The 15,302-nt window shown below is 40.5% G+C and carries 15 protein-coding genes; 10 read left to right on the top strand and 5 right to left on the bottom strand.

Features of this window, described 5'->3' with window-relative positions; all coding sequences use genetic code 11:
- Positions 1 to 11: 11 nt before the first annotated feature.
- The gene (locus GXK58_RS17785) at positions 12 to 977 is read left to right on the top strand and encodes a DUF561 domain-containing protein (protein ID WP_160724516.1); all 966 of its coding nucleotides are present in this window, start codon (positions 12 to 14) and stop codon (positions 975 to 977) included.
- 133 nt (positions 978 to 1,110) lie between these two features.
- Positions 1,111 to 2,505, top strand: a complete 1,395-nt coding sequence (locus tag GXK58_RS17780) for a sigma-54 interaction domain-containing protein (RefSeq protein ID WP_160724515.1) — start codon at positions 1,111 to 1,113, stop codon at positions 2,503 to 2,505.
- Between the two features lie 55 nt (positions 2,506 to 2,560).
- On the opposite strand, the gene rluF is transcribed toward GXK58_RS17780, so the two are convergent.
- Entirely contained in the window at positions 2,561 to 3,277 is a 717-nt protein-coding gene (gene rluF, locus GXK58_RS17775; RefSeq protein ID WP_160724514.1) for a 23S rRNA pseudouridine(2604) synthase RluF, read from the bottom strand.
- Between the two features lie 994 nt (positions 3,278 to 4,271).
- On the opposite strand from rluF, the gene GXK58_RS17770 reads away from it, so the two are divergent.
- The gene (locus GXK58_RS17770) at positions 4,272 to 5,429 is read left to right on the top strand and encodes a ParM/StbA family protein (protein ID WP_160724513.1); all 1,158 of its coding nucleotides are present in this window, start codon (positions 4,272 to 4,274) and stop codon (positions 5,427 to 5,429) included.
- An 8-nt stretch (positions 5,430 to 5,437) separates the two neighbouring features.
- A complete protein-coding gene (locus GXK58_RS17765; RefSeq protein WP_160724512.1) occupies positions 5,438 to 6,043 on the top strand; it encodes a hypothetical protein in 606 nt (201 codons plus the stop codon).
- A 44-nt stretch (positions 6,044 to 6,087) separates the two neighbouring features.
- Here the strand turns inward: GXK58_RS17765 and GXK58_RS17760 are convergent, their stop codons facing one another.
- Positions 6,088 to 6,213, bottom strand: a complete 126-nt coding sequence (locus GXK58_RS17760) for a DUF4023 domain-containing protein (protein WP_160724511.1) — start codon at positions 6,211 to 6,213, stop codon at positions 6,088 to 6,090.
- Positions 6,214 to 6,378: 165 nt separating this feature from the next.
- Between GXK58_RS17760 and GXK58_RS17755 the strand changes: the two genes are divergently transcribed.
- Positions 6,379 to 7,317 carry a phosphotransferase gene (locus tag GXK58_RS17755; RefSeq protein WP_160724510.1) on the top strand — a complete coding sequence of 313 codons (939 nt, stop codon included), beginning with the start codon at positions 6,379 to 6,381 and terminating at the stop codon, positions 7,315 to 7,317.
- 40 nt (positions 7,318 to 7,357) lie between these two features.
- Here the strand turns inward: GXK58_RS17755 and pepT are convergent, their stop codons facing one another.
- Positions 7,358 to 8,590: a peptidase T gene (pepT, locus tag GXK58_RS17750; protein ID WP_160724509.1), complete on the bottom strand. Its 1,233-nt coding sequence runs from the start codon at positions 8,588 to 8,590 to the stop codon at positions 7,358 to 7,360.
- A gap of 570 nt (positions 8,591 to 9,160) precedes the next feature.
- Positions 9,161 to 10,081, bottom strand: a complete 921-nt coding sequence (locus GXK58_RS17745) for a nuclease-related domain-containing protein (RefSeq protein WP_160724508.1) — start codon at positions 10,079 to 10,081, stop codon at positions 9,161 to 9,163.
- Positions 10,082 to 10,288: 207 nt separating this feature from the next.
- On the opposite strand from GXK58_RS17745, the gene GXK58_RS17740 reads away from it, so the two are divergent.
- From GXK58_RS17740 to GXK58_RS17725, 4 genes are read left to right on the top strand one after another with little or no spacing between them, the layout of a single operon-like run.
- The gene (locus tag GXK58_RS17740; RefSeq protein WP_160724507.1) at positions 10,289 to 10,912 is read left to right on the top strand and encodes a TetR/AcrR family transcriptional regulator; all 624 of its coding nucleotides are present in this window, start codon (positions 10,289 to 10,291) and stop codon (positions 10,910 to 10,912) included.
- Positions 10,913 to 10,928: 16 nt separating this feature from the next.
- Complete coding sequence (locus tag GXK58_RS17735) at positions 10,929 to 11,810, top strand: ABC transporter ATP-binding protein (protein ID WP_160724506.1); 882 nt, start codon at positions 10,929 to 10,931, stop codon at positions 11,808 to 11,810.
- Positions 11,811 to 11,817: 7 nt separating this feature from the next.
- Positions 11,818 to 12,615 carry an ABC transporter permease subunit gene (locus GXK58_RS17730; RefSeq protein ID WP_160724505.1) on the top strand — a complete coding sequence of 266 codons (798 nt, stop codon included), beginning with the start codon at positions 11,818 to 11,820 and terminating at the stop codon, positions 12,613 to 12,615.
- Between the two features lie 16 nt (positions 12,616 to 12,631).
- Entirely contained in the window at positions 12,632 to 13,429 is a 798-nt protein-coding gene (locus tag GXK58_RS17725) for an ABC transporter permease subunit (RefSeq protein ID WP_160724504.1), read from the top strand.
- Between the two features lie 185 nt (positions 13,430 to 13,614).
- On the opposite strand, the gene GXK58_RS17720 is transcribed toward GXK58_RS17725, so the two are convergent.
- Positions 13,615 to 14,310, bottom strand: coding sequence for a hypothetical protein (locus GXK58_RS17720; RefSeq protein WP_160724503.1), 696 nt, complete (start codon positions 14,308 to 14,310; stop codon positions 13,615 to 13,617).
- Positions 14,311 to 14,453: 143 nt separating this feature from the next.
- Here GXK58_RS17720 and GXK58_RS17715 point away from each other — a divergent pair, with 143 nt between their 5' ends.
- Entirely contained in the window at positions 14,454 to 15,194 is a 741-nt protein-coding gene (locus tag GXK58_RS17715) for a gluconate 2-dehydrogenase subunit 3 family protein (RefSeq protein WP_160724502.1), read from the top strand.
- Positions 15,195 to 15,302: the final 108 nt, after the last annotated feature.

Raw genomic sequence — 15,302 nt, 5'->3', positions numbered from 1 at the left:
GGAAGATGAACATGAGTATTACAAAATTATTAGGTATTAAGTATCCAATTTTTCAAGGAGGTATGGCACAAATAGCAATGGCTCCACTTGCTGGTGCTGTATCCAATGCCGGTGGATTGGGCGTTATCGGTTCTGGCGGACTTACAGCGGACCGTCTTCGTGAGGAAATTAGAAAAACGAAAGAAATCACTAACAAGCCATTTGCCGTTAATTTAATGCTGATGATGAAAAATATCCCGGAATTAATTGAGGTAGTCATTGACGAAGGTGTAGGAATTGTTACGACTGGTGCAGGCACTCCGGCTCCTTACATGACAATTTTTAAAGAACATGGAATTAAAGTCATTCCAGTCGTTCCTTCTGTAAAAATAGCCAAGAAGATGGAAGCATTAGGTGTAGATGCCATTGTTGCTGAGGGTACAGAAGCAGGCGGACATGTTGGTGAAACAACAACGATGGCTTTATTGCCACAAGTAGTTAGTGCGGTTTCAATCCCTGTTGTGGGTGCGGGTGGTATCGCTGATGGACGGGGAATTGCTGCAGCCTTTGCATTAGGTGCTCAAGGTGTTCAGGTAGGAACTCGTTTCTTAGCAACAGTGGAGTGTCCAACACATGAAAACTTTAAACTTGCCGTTGTAAATGCCGATGATACAAGTACAACTGTTACAGGCCGCAGCCTTGGCGGTCCCGTACGCAGCATTAAAAACAGCATGATTGCAGAATTTCTCGAGCTTGAAAAACAAAATGCTTCTCGTGATGAATTAGAAAAGATTTCTTTAGGCTCTTTACGTAAAGCTGTGTTCGAAGGGGACACAGACCGCGGTTCTGTAATGGCTGGACAAATTTGCGGCTTAGTGAATGAAATTACAACAGTAGAAGAAATGATTACCAGCATGTTTGCAGAAGCTCAAGAAGTATTAAACAGACTTGGTAAAATAACCGTTGCGGAAGAAGAAAAAGAGTTAGTCCTAGTTTAATAGAAGCTGCTAATAACAGTGCCTTAGTAGGCGCTGTTTTTTGGTTTCTAGAAATGTCATAATATATCCACTGTCTTGGTAGTGCTTTTTCGTTATAATGTAGGCGATAAGTGAGTAGGAGGCGTTGATAGAAATGAAGAAAAGAGCAATTGATAAATCAAAGAGTAATCTGAAGGTTCAAGATATCAACGATTTACCTTCGACTTTATTTGTTACGGATGGAAAGGGAAATATTCTTATATCAAATGAGTTTACTGCACTGACTCTTGGAATTTCGCTGGATGAACTATTAAAAATGAATGTTCAAGATTTAGTAAAAGCAGGTTACTATAAACGATCAATTACAATGGAAGCCATTGAAACCAAACAAAGGGTATCGCGAACGGTTGATACGAACCGAGGGTTTCATATCAAATCCACCTCTATCCCAATCTTACAAAAGGACGGAGAGGTGCAGCTGGTTGTAACTACATCCAACGAATATAATGGAAAATTCCCTATGTTCAATGTCGACCCTAATATAGTAAATATAAAGAATAAAAGTAAAGAAGATAAAATTGACAAAGGATCCGAGATTGATTTTGTGGCTGAGAGCTTGGCCATGAAACAAATTGTAAAGGTCTGCAATCAAATTGCCTCTTATGATAGCAAGGTATTAATCTACGGAGAGTCAGGAACGGGTAAGGAGGTCATTGCCCGCTATCTACACCGTAAAAGTGACCGCGTGCTGGGACCTTTTGTGACGATTAATTGTGCGGCCATTCCGCCGGCATTATTTGAACAAGAGTTATTTGGCTATGAGAAAGGGGCCTTCGCAGGTGCCTCAGAAGAAAAGCAAGGCATTATTGAGATGGCCAATGACGGGATTCTGTTTTTAGATGAAATTGCTGAAATGCCTTTGGAAATGCAAGCAAAATTGTTGAGGGTTATTGATAATAATGAAGTGAGACGAGTCGGCGGTGTACGGAATGTACAGATTAATTGCCGGATTATTGCTGCTACTAACCGGGACATATGGAAGATGGTAAAGAAGGGATTGTTCCGTGAGGATCTATATTATCGAATAAATGTCATACCCATTCATATTCCTCCACTAAGGAACCGCAAATTGGACGTTGTGGGGTTAATCTCCTTTTTCCTGGCAGAGTTTAATGAAAAGTACCGGGAAAAGCTGGTGCTGGGAGCGGATGAGTTTCAAAAGATGCTAAAATCGGATTGGCCCGGAAATGCCAGGGAATTAAGGAACTATGTTGAGCGGCTGGTGGTTACCGAGCAGCAAAACATCAAGCATTCTTCTGAGGATATGGTGACAGATTGGTTTGCGATTGATCATTTTATAAAAAGCAATATGGACAAACAATCTACTTTAAAAGATTTTACCTCTATTGTTGAGGGCAGGTATATTAAGCATGTTCTTGAAAAGTTTAATGGAAATGCGACGGAAGCGGCGAAGAAATTAGGTATCGACCGGTCGGTTATTTATCGGAAGTTGAAGAAGATGGAGAGTGTTCTTCAAGGAGTTGACTGAAATAAGGGAGGAACCGCAATTATGATTATCGGTTCATCCCTTATTTCGTGTTGTGTTACCATTCCCTTGGCTGGTAGTTAAGATCTTCAAATAATTGCTCTTTTTCCTTCTTGGTTAAATCCCGCCACTGGCCAATGGGCATATTGCCAAGATGGATATTCATAATCCTTGTCCGCTGCAGCTTGGCCACCTCATAGCCTAAGGCTGCACACATGCGGCGGATTTGCCGGTTGAGACCTTGGGTTAAAATAATTTTGAAGACATATTTCGACACCTGTGTAACTTTGCAGGGGAGGGTCTTGGTATCTAGAATTTCCACTCCAGCAGCCATTTTCTTAACGAATTCAGCTGTAATTGGCTTGTTCACAGTGACAATATATTCTTTTTCGTGTTTATTTTCTGCCCGGAGGATTTCATTTACAATATCCCCGTCATTTGTAAGGAGGATCAGCCCATCTGAGTCTTTATCTAGCCGGCCAATATGGAAAATCCTTTGAGGATGATTAACAAAATCAACAATATTCCCTTTTATATGTTTTTCCGTGGTGCAAGTAATGCCCACAGGCTTATTTAAGGCAATATAGACATAGTCTTTCTTTACCTTAATGAGACTTCCATCAACCCGAACCTCATCACCCGACTCTACCTGGCTGCCCATCTCAGCAGTTTTCCCATTAATCGTGACCCTGCCCTCACTAATTAACTTATCTGCTCCTCTTCTGGAGCTCTTACCTGATTCACTAATAAACTTATTAATCCTAATGTTAACCACAACCTTCAGTGGAATTGTCTGATAAAAGAATAACCTAAATTCCCAGCCCTTTTCAAGGGGTTTAGGTGCCTGTCACCATAACTCCTATTTGCACTATTATAATCATACCTTACCATTTTAAAGCATGATTCTGCTGTTACGACAATTTTCTCTCCATTTTATGACAGAAGTATCATGCCTAATCCTTAGTAAGGGAGGGTTATTTCATTGGGGATTTTCCATTAAAAAATAATATGTTTACATGTATACATATTTGTTTTCTTGTAAACAACACTGTATACATGTTAATATGACGGGGTGCAAACGGATTTGTAATCATGTATACATTATTGTGTACATGATTACAAAATGGTTGCTAGTTACATGTCAACTTGTTCAGTTCGCTGGGTTCAAGGAACAATCTTATCAACAGCGCAGGATTCTACCTATATAAATCCCTTGCCTTTTATGTAGTACTAGTAGTTGGGAATTAAGAGAAGCAACGGCAGGTGTGAGTACCTAGATCACGTCCGTTTAAATATTTGTCAATTGATGAAGAATCAGCATTGTTATAAAAAATATTCAGTGAAGTGCCAGAATAAGCAATCTGGACATCGTGGCTTGAAGTGAATGCAAGTGGTACAAAGGTAACTATGTGTTGAACGGATCTAATATTTTTTACAAGAACACAATCAAGTAGACAAAGTTGTTTACGTGTATACGAATTAGTAGACTTCTAGCGTATACATGTATACATTTTGTTTGCAATTTGTTTACGTATCTGTTTACATGAAAACAAAAGGGTATACACGTTGAAACCAAAGGATGTATACAATTTGTGTATTCATGTTTACTCAACTGTGTACAACATTGGAAAAGTTTACAAAGTGTTTACTTTTTTACACTTTTATTTCTATTCTAAATGTCCCATTGAAGAATCTATCAATTTGATATAGCCTTATAGTTACAGAGATTTAATACATAAAACTCTTAAATATGAAAGGGAATGATATAAATGACTAAGTCTAGAGTTGCAGCAATTGATGTTGGAAATGATTCAATTAAGGCTATTTTCGGAGAATTAGAGTACCAATTGAATATACCTAATATAATCGCCCGTGATACAGAGGATCGCCCTGTCATTGGGATTGAAGAGCTTGATAATAAAAACCCGCTGGATGGTATTCATATCAAAGTTCACTCCCCTGCCCTAAAAGATAACAATGCCATTTACCGTGTAGGTAATCTAGCAACAAAGACGGATAATGCTACTGAATTGGACCCAGGAAGCAGCAAGTCTGAAGAAGACCAAACACTAATCATGCTTTTTGCAACATTAGCATTGGATGCAGTAAAACAAGATGGTTTTCCAAAAGCTAAGAATGTAATTGAAGCTACTTACACATTAGGAACTGGACTTCCTCTTCGTGAAGTGAAGGAAGGTAAGGATGCGGGCTATCGTTCAAGATTAATCGGCAATGTCCATCAGGTTGAATTTTTAGTAACGCCAAAATACCAAGGTTTAAAGATTAATTTGAAATTTAATGAAGTAAAAGTTTATCCGGAAGGCTTTGCCGCTTTTATTAACTTAGTCATGGACAATAGTCTAAAAATCATTAATAAGGATTTAATTGATAAGCGAATCCTCATTCAGGATATTGGCGGTTTATCAACCGATATCGCTGTGATTAAAAACCGCAATGTTGATGATGATAAAGCGCAAGGCTTTAACCTTGGGGTTTCAGAATCATTAGAAGCCATTCGTGAAGAAATTCGCAAAAAGCACGGTGTGGAATTAGACAGCCGCCGTGATGTGGTTGAAATAATCACTAGAAAAAATGACCGCAACCATATTATGGTTAAGGGAAGCCGGACAAGCGTCCATGATATTACAGACCGTATTTTGCTTGATTTAGCTAAAAAGCAATATCGTTTGCTGCGCAATGTTTGGCAAAAGAACTCACAAACTGAAATCTGCTATTTTGTTGGCGGCGGATCCCATGTTTTAAAAGATTATCTAAAAACTTTAAATAATAATTTAGATGGTTATAACATTGAATTCTTTGAGGATGAAAAAGAAAGCATCTGGATGATGGCCAATGCTTACTATAAACTCATCATGGATTTTGTGAGAAAAACGGAGAAGCCTAAAGAACCAATTAAAGCGAACTAGGTGATCGTATGAAAAAATCTTCTTCAAATGATATCAAGCGAGGCCAAGCGATCTCTTTTCGCATCCCTTCTGATACGCCTGACCATATTGTGAAACATCTGCAAAGGTTAAAAGAGACAGAGCGGAGAAATTTCTCCAGCACCATTGCTGAATTTGTCATCCAAGGGGTAAGTCAATCGTTTTCCCGTGAAAAAGAAACGATTACCATTCCCCTCCCTAAGAAGTTAACAAAGGCACAGCGCGATTGGTTAAAGCATGAACACTCAGAGGCCATGCTGGGAAGTATTCTTCATCAGTTGATTTCGAATCCTGTTAGAGCCACTTCTTTACTTGCTTCGTTAAATAGCAATTCATTGGATATTGACGAGGCATTATACCTTCAGGAAGAACTGTCGTCTGTTCCTCTGCAGGTACCTGATAGCCGCACGGATTTACCGATTCAAACTGATTCTTTGGAGGAGCTAGCGGCAGGTTTAGATGACTTGGATGATGATTTAGATTCATTTAATTGGGAAACGGCCAAGAAAAAAGATCTGCCTGAAGAAGAAGTGAAGGAAGAAGAACTTGATGCGGATGACCTGCTTGGCGGGTTTTTAGCTAATATGAATAAATAAAAAGTGGAGCCCCAAACATATAGCGCTTGTGGGGCTCCTTCTGTTTAATGCTGTTTATTCGGTAATACTTGACTTTGGTGACCCTTGCTTTGGCGTTCCTTATTGTCCTTATCTTTTTCTTGTCTTTCATGGAGTTTTTCAACAAATTCGTGTGTAGTATTCTCTTCCACTTAAGCTAACCTCCTTTAAAAAATGAACCATAGTTATTCTTTGCAAAATGTAGATAAATATGTAAATGGATTAGATATAAACTCGTGAACATCTCATACATATTAGATAAGGTCTTTTTGACTAGGAAAGTAGTAGGCTGATTAATATGGATAGGTGGTGGGCTGATGGAGCTGCCTGCTAATATTGTTCTTGATAGCGGTATCCTTAATGATGCATTAATTCAAAAGAGAGAAATTTTGTATAAAGGCATGAATGGACGATATGTTGAACGTTTTTTTCTTTCACCCTCAAAAAGCTTTATTTTTAAACCATTAACCAACAATGAACAATTAGGTAAAGAAGTATGGGTCAACGAACATATTCTCCCGCAGTTCCCTGCAATATACCCCAAGATTATTTCCTGCAAAATAAGTGAAAATCCTGAATTGAATTGGATGATAGTAGAGGACCTTGGACCACTGACCCATGGGTTTAATGAAGCTAGTGCTTTAGAAGTGATTAAAATGATGTCCTGGTGGCATTCGCTGCCGATTGAAGAATATCGAGGTGTACCGACAACAGGATTAAAGCCGCAAATCAGTGAGATTGTCGCTGAAGTCAACAGTTTGAGGGATGAATTTTTCGAAAAGTTGCCCTGTTTGGATATAGAAAGGGAAACCGTTGAACGGGTGTATGGATTTCTAAAGGATCACCAATTTTCTAACCGCTTGGTATTGTCGCACGGAGATTTACATGTAGGTAACTTTGCTCTCGTTGGCAATAAGTTGAAGATTTTGGACTGGGAACATACCCATTACAATGTGCCATATTGGGATTTGTACCATTTGATTGATATGTCCCATCCTCTTTTTCCTAAAAAGGTAACAGTAAGGCTTCGGCAGCAAATGCTGAAGGCCTATGTGGAACAAGTGGCATTCGAAATAGACAGGGGCTTGTTTTTAAGGGAGTATCATTTATTTTCAGCTGTCTTTTCTATTTGGATGATTGGGCTGATTAAGAAGGACCTTAGAGCAAGTGACCGGAGATGGCCGGAGGAACAACTGGAGAGGCAGCTGAAGGAAACAATTTTAAGTCTGAAGGAATGTGCAGAGGCACTTTGTTAAGGTAAAAAAAGCTAACCACGGGGGTTAGCTTTTTCTATTTTTATGCCTTTTGCTCGGTTAGTTTAATAATTTCAATGATGGTTTCGGTTGCTTTAACCATATTTTCAACGGAGATAAATTCAAATTTTCCATGGAAATTTTCTCCACCGGTAAAAATGTTTGGTGTCGGAAGACCCATGTATGACAGTTGTGAGCCGTCTGTACCGCCACGGATTGGCTTGGTGATCGGCTTAATTCCCAAGCTAACCATGGCTTCGTGAGCAATGTCGACGATTTCCATGACTGGTTCAATTTTTTCTCGCATGTTATAGTATTGATCATTCAATTCTAGCAGGATTTTGTCGCTGCCATATTTGGCTTGCAGTTCGCTGACAATTGCTTGTACGGCCGCCTTGCGGTCATTGAATTTTTCCCGGTCATGGTCCCGGATGATATAGTGGAGATTGGTTTGCTCGACATCACCATTGAAGGACAGCAGATGATAAAAGCCTTCGTATCCTTCCGTGTGTTCCGGTGCTTCTTGGGCCGGAAGTTTGCTTTGGAGTTCCATACCGATTTTGATTGAGTTGATCATTTTGTCTTTGGCTGAACCCGGATGAATGTTGCTGCCTTTGATGGTGATTTTGGCCGCTGCGGCGTTAAAGCTTTCGAATTCTAATTCTCCAAGTGGGCCGCCATCAACGGTGTAGGCATATTTCGCATGGAAGGCCGCAACGTCAAACTTATGCGGGCCTCTGCCGATTTCTTCATCTGGCGTGAACGCAATGCGGACCTTACCGTGTTTGATTTCTGGGTGCTGAATCAGGTAGGCCATTGCGGTCATGATCTCGGTGACGCCTGCTTTGTTGTCAGCGCCAAGCAGTGTGGTGCCGTCTGTTGTGATTAAGGTGTGCCCTGTGTATTCTGGCAGGCTTGGGAAGTCTTTTGGTGACAAGATCACTTTAAGGGACTCGTTTAAGATGATTTCACCGCCGTCATAGTTTTCAGTGATTTGCGGGTTGACGTTTTTGCCGGTGAAGTCGGTTGCGGTGTCAACGTGGGCAAGGAAACCGATGACTGGGGCTTCTTTGTCGGTGTTGGCAGGCAGGGTGGCCATGAGGTAGCCGTTTTCGTCAAGTGTGACTTCTTCCATGCCAATCTGTTTTAGTTCTGCCTCGAGCATGTGGAGCAAGGTCCACTGCCCTTCTGTGGATGGGCATGTTTCGCTGTTTTCATTGGATTGTGTGTCTACTTTTACATAGGAAGTAAATCTTTCGATTAGTTCGTTTTTCAATTGGGCTGCACTCCCTTTTTTTGTGTATGTATATCATGAATATCATATCACTTTGGGTTTGAAAAGATAACTCTTGGATAAGAGTTGCATACTCTTGGATGAGGTAAGCATACTCTCGGATAAAGGGGCAAAACTCTCGCATAAGGGAGAAATACTCTCGAGAAGAGAAATAACTCTCGGATGAGGTAAGCATACTCTCGGATAAAGGGGCAAAACTCTCGCATAAGGGAGAAATACTTTCGAGAAGAGAAATAACTCTCGGATGAGGTAAGCATACTCTCGGATAAAGGAACAAAACTCTCGCATAAGGGAGAAATACTCTCGAGAGGAGAAATAACTCTCGGATGAGGTAAGCATACTCTCGGATAAAAGAGCAAAACTCTCGCATAAGAGAGAATACTCTCGAGAAGAGAAATAACTCTTGGATGAAGAGAGTTTACTCTCGGATAAAAGAGCAAAACTCTCTGATATAGCTGACTAACTCTTGATTCATGGGGGAACATAATTACCCAAATTAAAGAGCCTGCTTTCATTTTAGATAAAAAGTAAAATTACCCTTTAATAAAAAAACTACTCAAACATATAATACTTCCGGTCCTTGAATAACCCCTCCGACCTCATATCCATACTCTTTAATATCCTAGTAGCTGTATGAATATCATCCACCCCCAAAAACTCCCGACACTCCCTATTAGTAATACTCCTCTTATAAATCAAAAACCACTCCCGTAATGCCCGCTCATGGGCTACATGATCCTTGGCATCGCAACAAGGACAAACCCAGGTGCGTGGCAGCTTAATCATTCCAATCCTGCCGCAAAACATACACCTCACTCCATTTTGAAAATCACTAAAAGGAAGCTTAAAAGACTCACAAACTGGTTTTGGAATAAAAGGCTGGTGACTAATCAGCAACTCATCAGTCAGGTGCTGAAATGCAGAGGAATTTAACTTTCGTTCTTGTCGTGGGATGTTCTTAATAAACGAGGAAATCATGCTGGGGAACAATAGCTTGGTTTTTACCGGGGGAACAGCCACAATTTGCTTCGGATAAGCCAAAACAACTGCCCCATAAACAGGCAGCTGCAGTCCGCGGGCCTTCAGCCAATTAAGAAGTAAATCACAATTACGCCTCAACTGAACTACCGGACTCTCAAACCCATCTTTATGCCCATCCTCCCTCGTCCTAACCAACTGTGGTGGATTATCCCTAAACTCCAGCGTACCGCCAATATTTTTCACCTCCAAAACAACCCCAAACCAGGGGCTCAACGTAAACGTATCCATTTGAAAATAGTCATTAGAAGCAGGAGACAAATCATGAAGGATATGGTGGTCAAATGAAAAGGAGACCTTGCGGAGAACCTCAGCAACCCGTTCCTCCCCGCCAATACCAGCCTCAATCGAAGCCTGTTTAGCAGCCAGAAACGGTAAAGCAGAATGCCCGGCAGGAAGCCGGCTTTGAGCAGCTAGTAAACCTTCTAGCTTCAAGGATGGATCACGGCTCTTGATACAAATAGTAAGCACCTCCCAAAAGTTACAATCACTTGCATCGTAGCATACCCTCCTCTCCCCTTACATCATTTTCACATTTTTGTAAAAAATATAGATTGTCACCCATTGACCAAAGTAGTCAACAGGAATATAATGACTCCATTGACTGATATGGTCAATGCAAAATCAAGGAGGGCTGAGCCCGTGTTCACGAAATTTTTCAACTTAGATACAGACAAACAAGACAGAATCATAAATGCATCCATAAAAGAATTTGCCCAGAAAGGATATGATAAGGCCTCAACCAACGAAATCGTGAAAGAAGCCGAAATCTCAAAAGGGATCCTTTTCCATTATTTTAAAAACAAAAAGCAGTTGTTCTTATTCCTGTTTGACTATTGTATCCAAGTCATAACTGAAGACTTTTACAAAAAAGTTGACCTATCTGAGACGGATTTTTTTAAAAGAATTCGTGCTGCTATCATCATCAAAATGGATCTCCTCACCAAATATCCCGACATCTTTAAGTTCATTGAAGGGGCCTATATGGATGATTCCGCAAATATCAAAGGGGAGATAGCCCAAAAGGTGAAAGAACTAAATGAGATTAACTTCGGAAAAGTGTATGAAGGTATTGATCTTTCAAAATTCAGAGACGATATTGACATTCAAAAAATCTTGAAAATTATCACCTGGACCTTTGAAAAATTAAGTGAAGAAGAGCTTAACAAAGCAAAGCTGTTACCGAACCATGAAGTCGACTACTCAGCCATTCAGCTGGAAGCAGAAGAATACTTCCAACTCTTAACCAAAGTCTTTTATAAATAAACAGGGGGCAAAAACCATGAATGTGATTGAAATTAACAATCTAACTAAGACTTATGGCAAGTCAAGAGGGATTACGGATATCAGCTTTCATGTGGAACAAGGAGAAATTTTCGGGCTCATCGGGCCAAACGGGGCTGGTAAATCGACAACCATCCGTACGCTGCTTTCCTTAATTTACCCAACAAGCGGCAGTGCGGCTATTTTTGGTAAAGACTGCATAAAGTTTGCCCCGGAAATTAAAAAGGAAATTGGCTACCTCCCTTCCGAGGTCTTTTACTATGACAATATGAAAGTCAAAGATCTCTTAAAATATTCAGCTAGCTTTTATAAAAAAGACTGCAGTAAGAGAATGAAAGAATTAGCAGAAATCATGGATTTGGATCTTAATAAAAGAATTGACGATCTCTCCCTGGGAAATAAAAAGAAAGTTGGCATCGTGCAAGGCCTGCTTCATGAACCAAAACTAATCATTCTTGATGAACCAACAAGCGGTCTCGATCCCTTAATGCAGCAGAAGTTTTTTGAATTGCTGGAGGAAGAAAATCGTAAGGGTGCCACGATCCTTTTTTCATCACACATTTTGAGCGAAGTACAAAGGCTATGCAATCGAGTAGCGATTATCAAAGAGGGCAGGATTGTTACAGTAGAAAAGATAAGTACCTTGCAAGAAAATAATTACAAAAAATTTAAGGTCGAGGCCCCATCTGATCTGGATCCGCAGCATTTTAACATCAGAGGTGTCAATAATCTAAAGGCCAAGGGAAATCAAGTAAGTTTTCTCTTCAGAGGAAACATCAACACTGTGCTCAAAAAAATAGCAGAAATTGAAATTGTTAATCTATGGATTGAGGAGCCCGATCTTGAGGAGATCTTTATGCACTATTACGAAAAGGAGTAGGTAGACGATGAATGTATTTTTTCATGAGTTAAAGGCCTATCGGAAATCAACGATCATTTGGACCTTTTCGTTAATTATGGTGGCATGGTTGTTCTTATCGATGTTTCCTTCGTTTGCAAAAGATGCAGAAGAGTTTAAGAATTTATTAGCAGGCTACCCGCTGGCAATGAGGAAGGCAATTGGACTTAATTTGGAGACTCTTTTTACCCTATTAGGCTTCTATAGTTATGCTTTGACCTTCATTACCCTGTGCGCGGCTATACAGGCAATGAATCTCGGGACAGGAATTGTCAGTAAAGAAGTGCGGGAAAAAACGGCTGATTTTCTATTAACAAAGCCGGTCACGCGGAAGCAAGTCCTTACAGGTAAACTGTTGGCTGCCTTTACGTCACTCTTAATTACCAATGCAGTTTATCTCATTGCAGTAAATTCTATTGCCTTGCAGGTCAAAACTGAGGACTATAGTGTGAAAACGTTCCTGCTGCTCTCCCTGACCATCCTTTTTATCCAATTCATTTTTCTGGCAATCGGGTTTATTTTCTCTTGTATTATTCCAAAAATTAAGTCTGTCCTGACGGTATCATTAGCAACGGTCTTCGCATTTTACTTTTTGGGTGTGATCAGTGATTCAGCAAGTGATGATGTAAAACGGTATATCTCTCCATTTAAGTACTTTGATAACACATACATTATAAAGCACTCCGGCTATGAGGGGCCGTTTCTCATTGCAGGATTGGTTATTGTAATAGCCGCTATTGCAGGTAGTTATTTGATCTATGCCAAAAGGGATATTCATGCCGTTTAGCTGGAGGGATTCGCTAATGAATATATTTTTAAAAGAATTAAAGTCTTATCGTAAATCGCTCATTTTTTGGAGTATTGGTGTGTTCTTGATGGTGTTATCCGGAATGAATAAGTACTCGAACTTGTATTCTTCTGAGCAATCCATGAATGATTTGATGGCCGATATGCCCAAATCAATGCAGGTGATTATGGGAGTCGGCAGCTTAGACTTGTCAAAGGCAAGCGGCTATTATGGCATGCTGTTTGTGTATTTATTATTAATGGCAACCATTCATGCGGCGATGCTCGGGGCGGGGATTATCGCGAAGGAGGAACAGGATAAAACCTCAGAGTTTTTATTCGTGAAGCCGGTTTCGAGAGTTAAAGTGATTACGGCCAAATTACTGGCGGCTTTATTCAACATAATTGTATTCAATCTTGTAACGCTTGTCTCATCCATTGTTCTTTTGGCCCAATACAGCAAGGGTGAAGATGTAAATAGTGATATTGCCATCTTGATGGCGGCGATGTTTATTTTGCAGCTGTTGTTTCTCGTAATGGGCAGTGCGATTTCGGCTGTGAAGAAGAAATCGAAGAAGTCGGCTGCTTTGTCGGCAGGTGTTCTGCTGCTAACTTTCATTTTGTCAGTGGCAATCGATTTAAATCATTACATGAAAGGGTTTAAGTATTTAAGCCCGTTTAAATATTTTGAAGCAAAAAATGTGATGTATGGCGGCGGATTCGAGCCAGTCTTTGTCATAATCTCTTGCTTGTTTATCGCCGCTTTTACAAGTATGACCTATATTTTTTATAAAAAAAGAGATTTAAATGTTTAAAGACCGGGGGATTTCCTCCGGTCTTTTGCTATGAATTAAGAAGTAAAAATCGTCTTTGAGAATTGTCCAGCTCCAGCGCCTAGCCCCTCGAGGTCACAAGCCAAGCCGTCCAAAAGGTTAAAAGGCAACCTTCCGGCCGGCTTGGCTTGCGCTAGTCGGGGCTTACCAAGGCGCTTGCGCTTTTCCTACTTTTCCCTTGCCATTTTAATAAGTGTATTAATGTCACTTGAAAGTTTTGTATAGTTCGTCTGGTCTGCTTTAATATTGGCTTTTATTCCATCAATGAGCGGCATGGCTTTTGCATTGGTGATCGTTAATGTTTGGACCTGGCCATCAAATGCTTTGTTCATTAAGTCTTTGGCACGGTCCAAGTTGTCATCAGTATTTAGTTTCGACATGTCTACTCCATCAAGGTTTCCTTTTCCAGATGAACCTGAAGTGTTGGTTAACACTTTTTGCTGCATTTCATCGTAGCGTGTGGAAGTCGTTTGTGCCGAGGCTCTCGCCAGGATAACGGTGTCGTCTAGGACAAATACTTTAATCCCTGGTATTCCTGCCGCAGATAGCCTTGATTCTAAATGTGAAGAAATTCCTCCATCATGCAGGCTGGAGCTGCCAATCAAACTATAAACATTTGTCCCAAGCCCGGCGGTCGTTTTGCCATTTGCGTTGGTCGTTACTTTTTTATCCCGGTCAACACTTGGAATCACGTCTGGATTGTCAGTTGAACCATGGACATGACCATTACCTTTCGTGTTTAATGACTGACTATGCAGGTTTGCGGCATCCACCTGATTTTCCCCTTGAGTTGCGGAGCATCCAGTGAGTATGAGGAAAGTCAAACACATGGTTCCGCAGCAAACAGTCCAAATTCTTTTCATTTTTTTTGCCCTCCTTTTTTTATCATTTTCTCCTTTCCTTTTATAAGTATGAATGGTTTATTTTGGAACATAATAATGGCAAAGCAAGGATATTGCTGTAATTTTTGGGTTGACGTACAAACAATACTCTGGAGGTGTACATCTTGGTTGAAAAAAATAAAGAAAATCCAGATTCAGTATCTAGAAGATCCTTTCTTCGAAACGCGGGTTTAACAGTTGGCGGACTCGTTGTGGGGGGAAGTATTGGCAGTCTATTCCCCCGGGATAAAAATGAAACGACAAAGGTTACAGAGACGAAAAGCGAAGATTTGAATCAAGCGCTTATGTATTTTACAAAAGAGCAATTCCTTGTTATTGAAGCTGCAACAGAACGAATTTTTCCAGAAGATGATCAAGGGCCTGGTGCAAAGTCCCTTGGGGTTGCCTATTTTATTGATCACCAATTAGCAGGATATTGGGGGTTTAATGGCCGCGAATACATGCAGGCCCCGTTTTATCCAGGTGAAAAAGTCCAGGGATATCAAGGCAGGTTAAAGCGAAGGGAAATATTTGATATAGCGATTCGTGAAATCCAAAATCATAGTAACACTGTCTACAAGAAAAACTTCACGGAGCTTAAGGATGAAGAACAAGATGCAATCTTAAAAGACTTTGAAGAGGATAAAGTGAATGTAACCACTATTTCTCCGAGCGGTTTTTTCCAAATGCTTCGAAGTGCCACTTTAGAAGGTGCATATAGTGATCCGTTATACGGAGGAAATTTGAACATGGATGGCTGGAAGATGAAGAATTACCCAGGCAGTCAGATGGCATATACAGACATAATTGATAAGGATTTTAAAAAAATTGCCCCGCAAAGCCTAAAAAGCCATATGAATCACTAGAAAGGCGGAAGCGCCTTGCCCAGGGGCGACCGGCATAAGACGAGCCGGTGAGAAGGCTGTTCTTTAGTCTTCTTGACGGATTGGCTTATGACCCGAGCCCCTAGGCGC

Origin of the sequence: Bacillus sp. USDA818B3_A, from assembly GCF_009928415.1 — a bacterium.
In the GTDB taxonomy this organism is placed as follows: domain Bacteria; phylum Bacillota; class Bacilli; order Bacillales; family Cytobacillaceae; genus Neobacillus.
The sequence above is the reverse complement of the archived record's forward strand: the minus strand, read 5'-3'. Positions and strand labels throughout refer to the sequence as shown.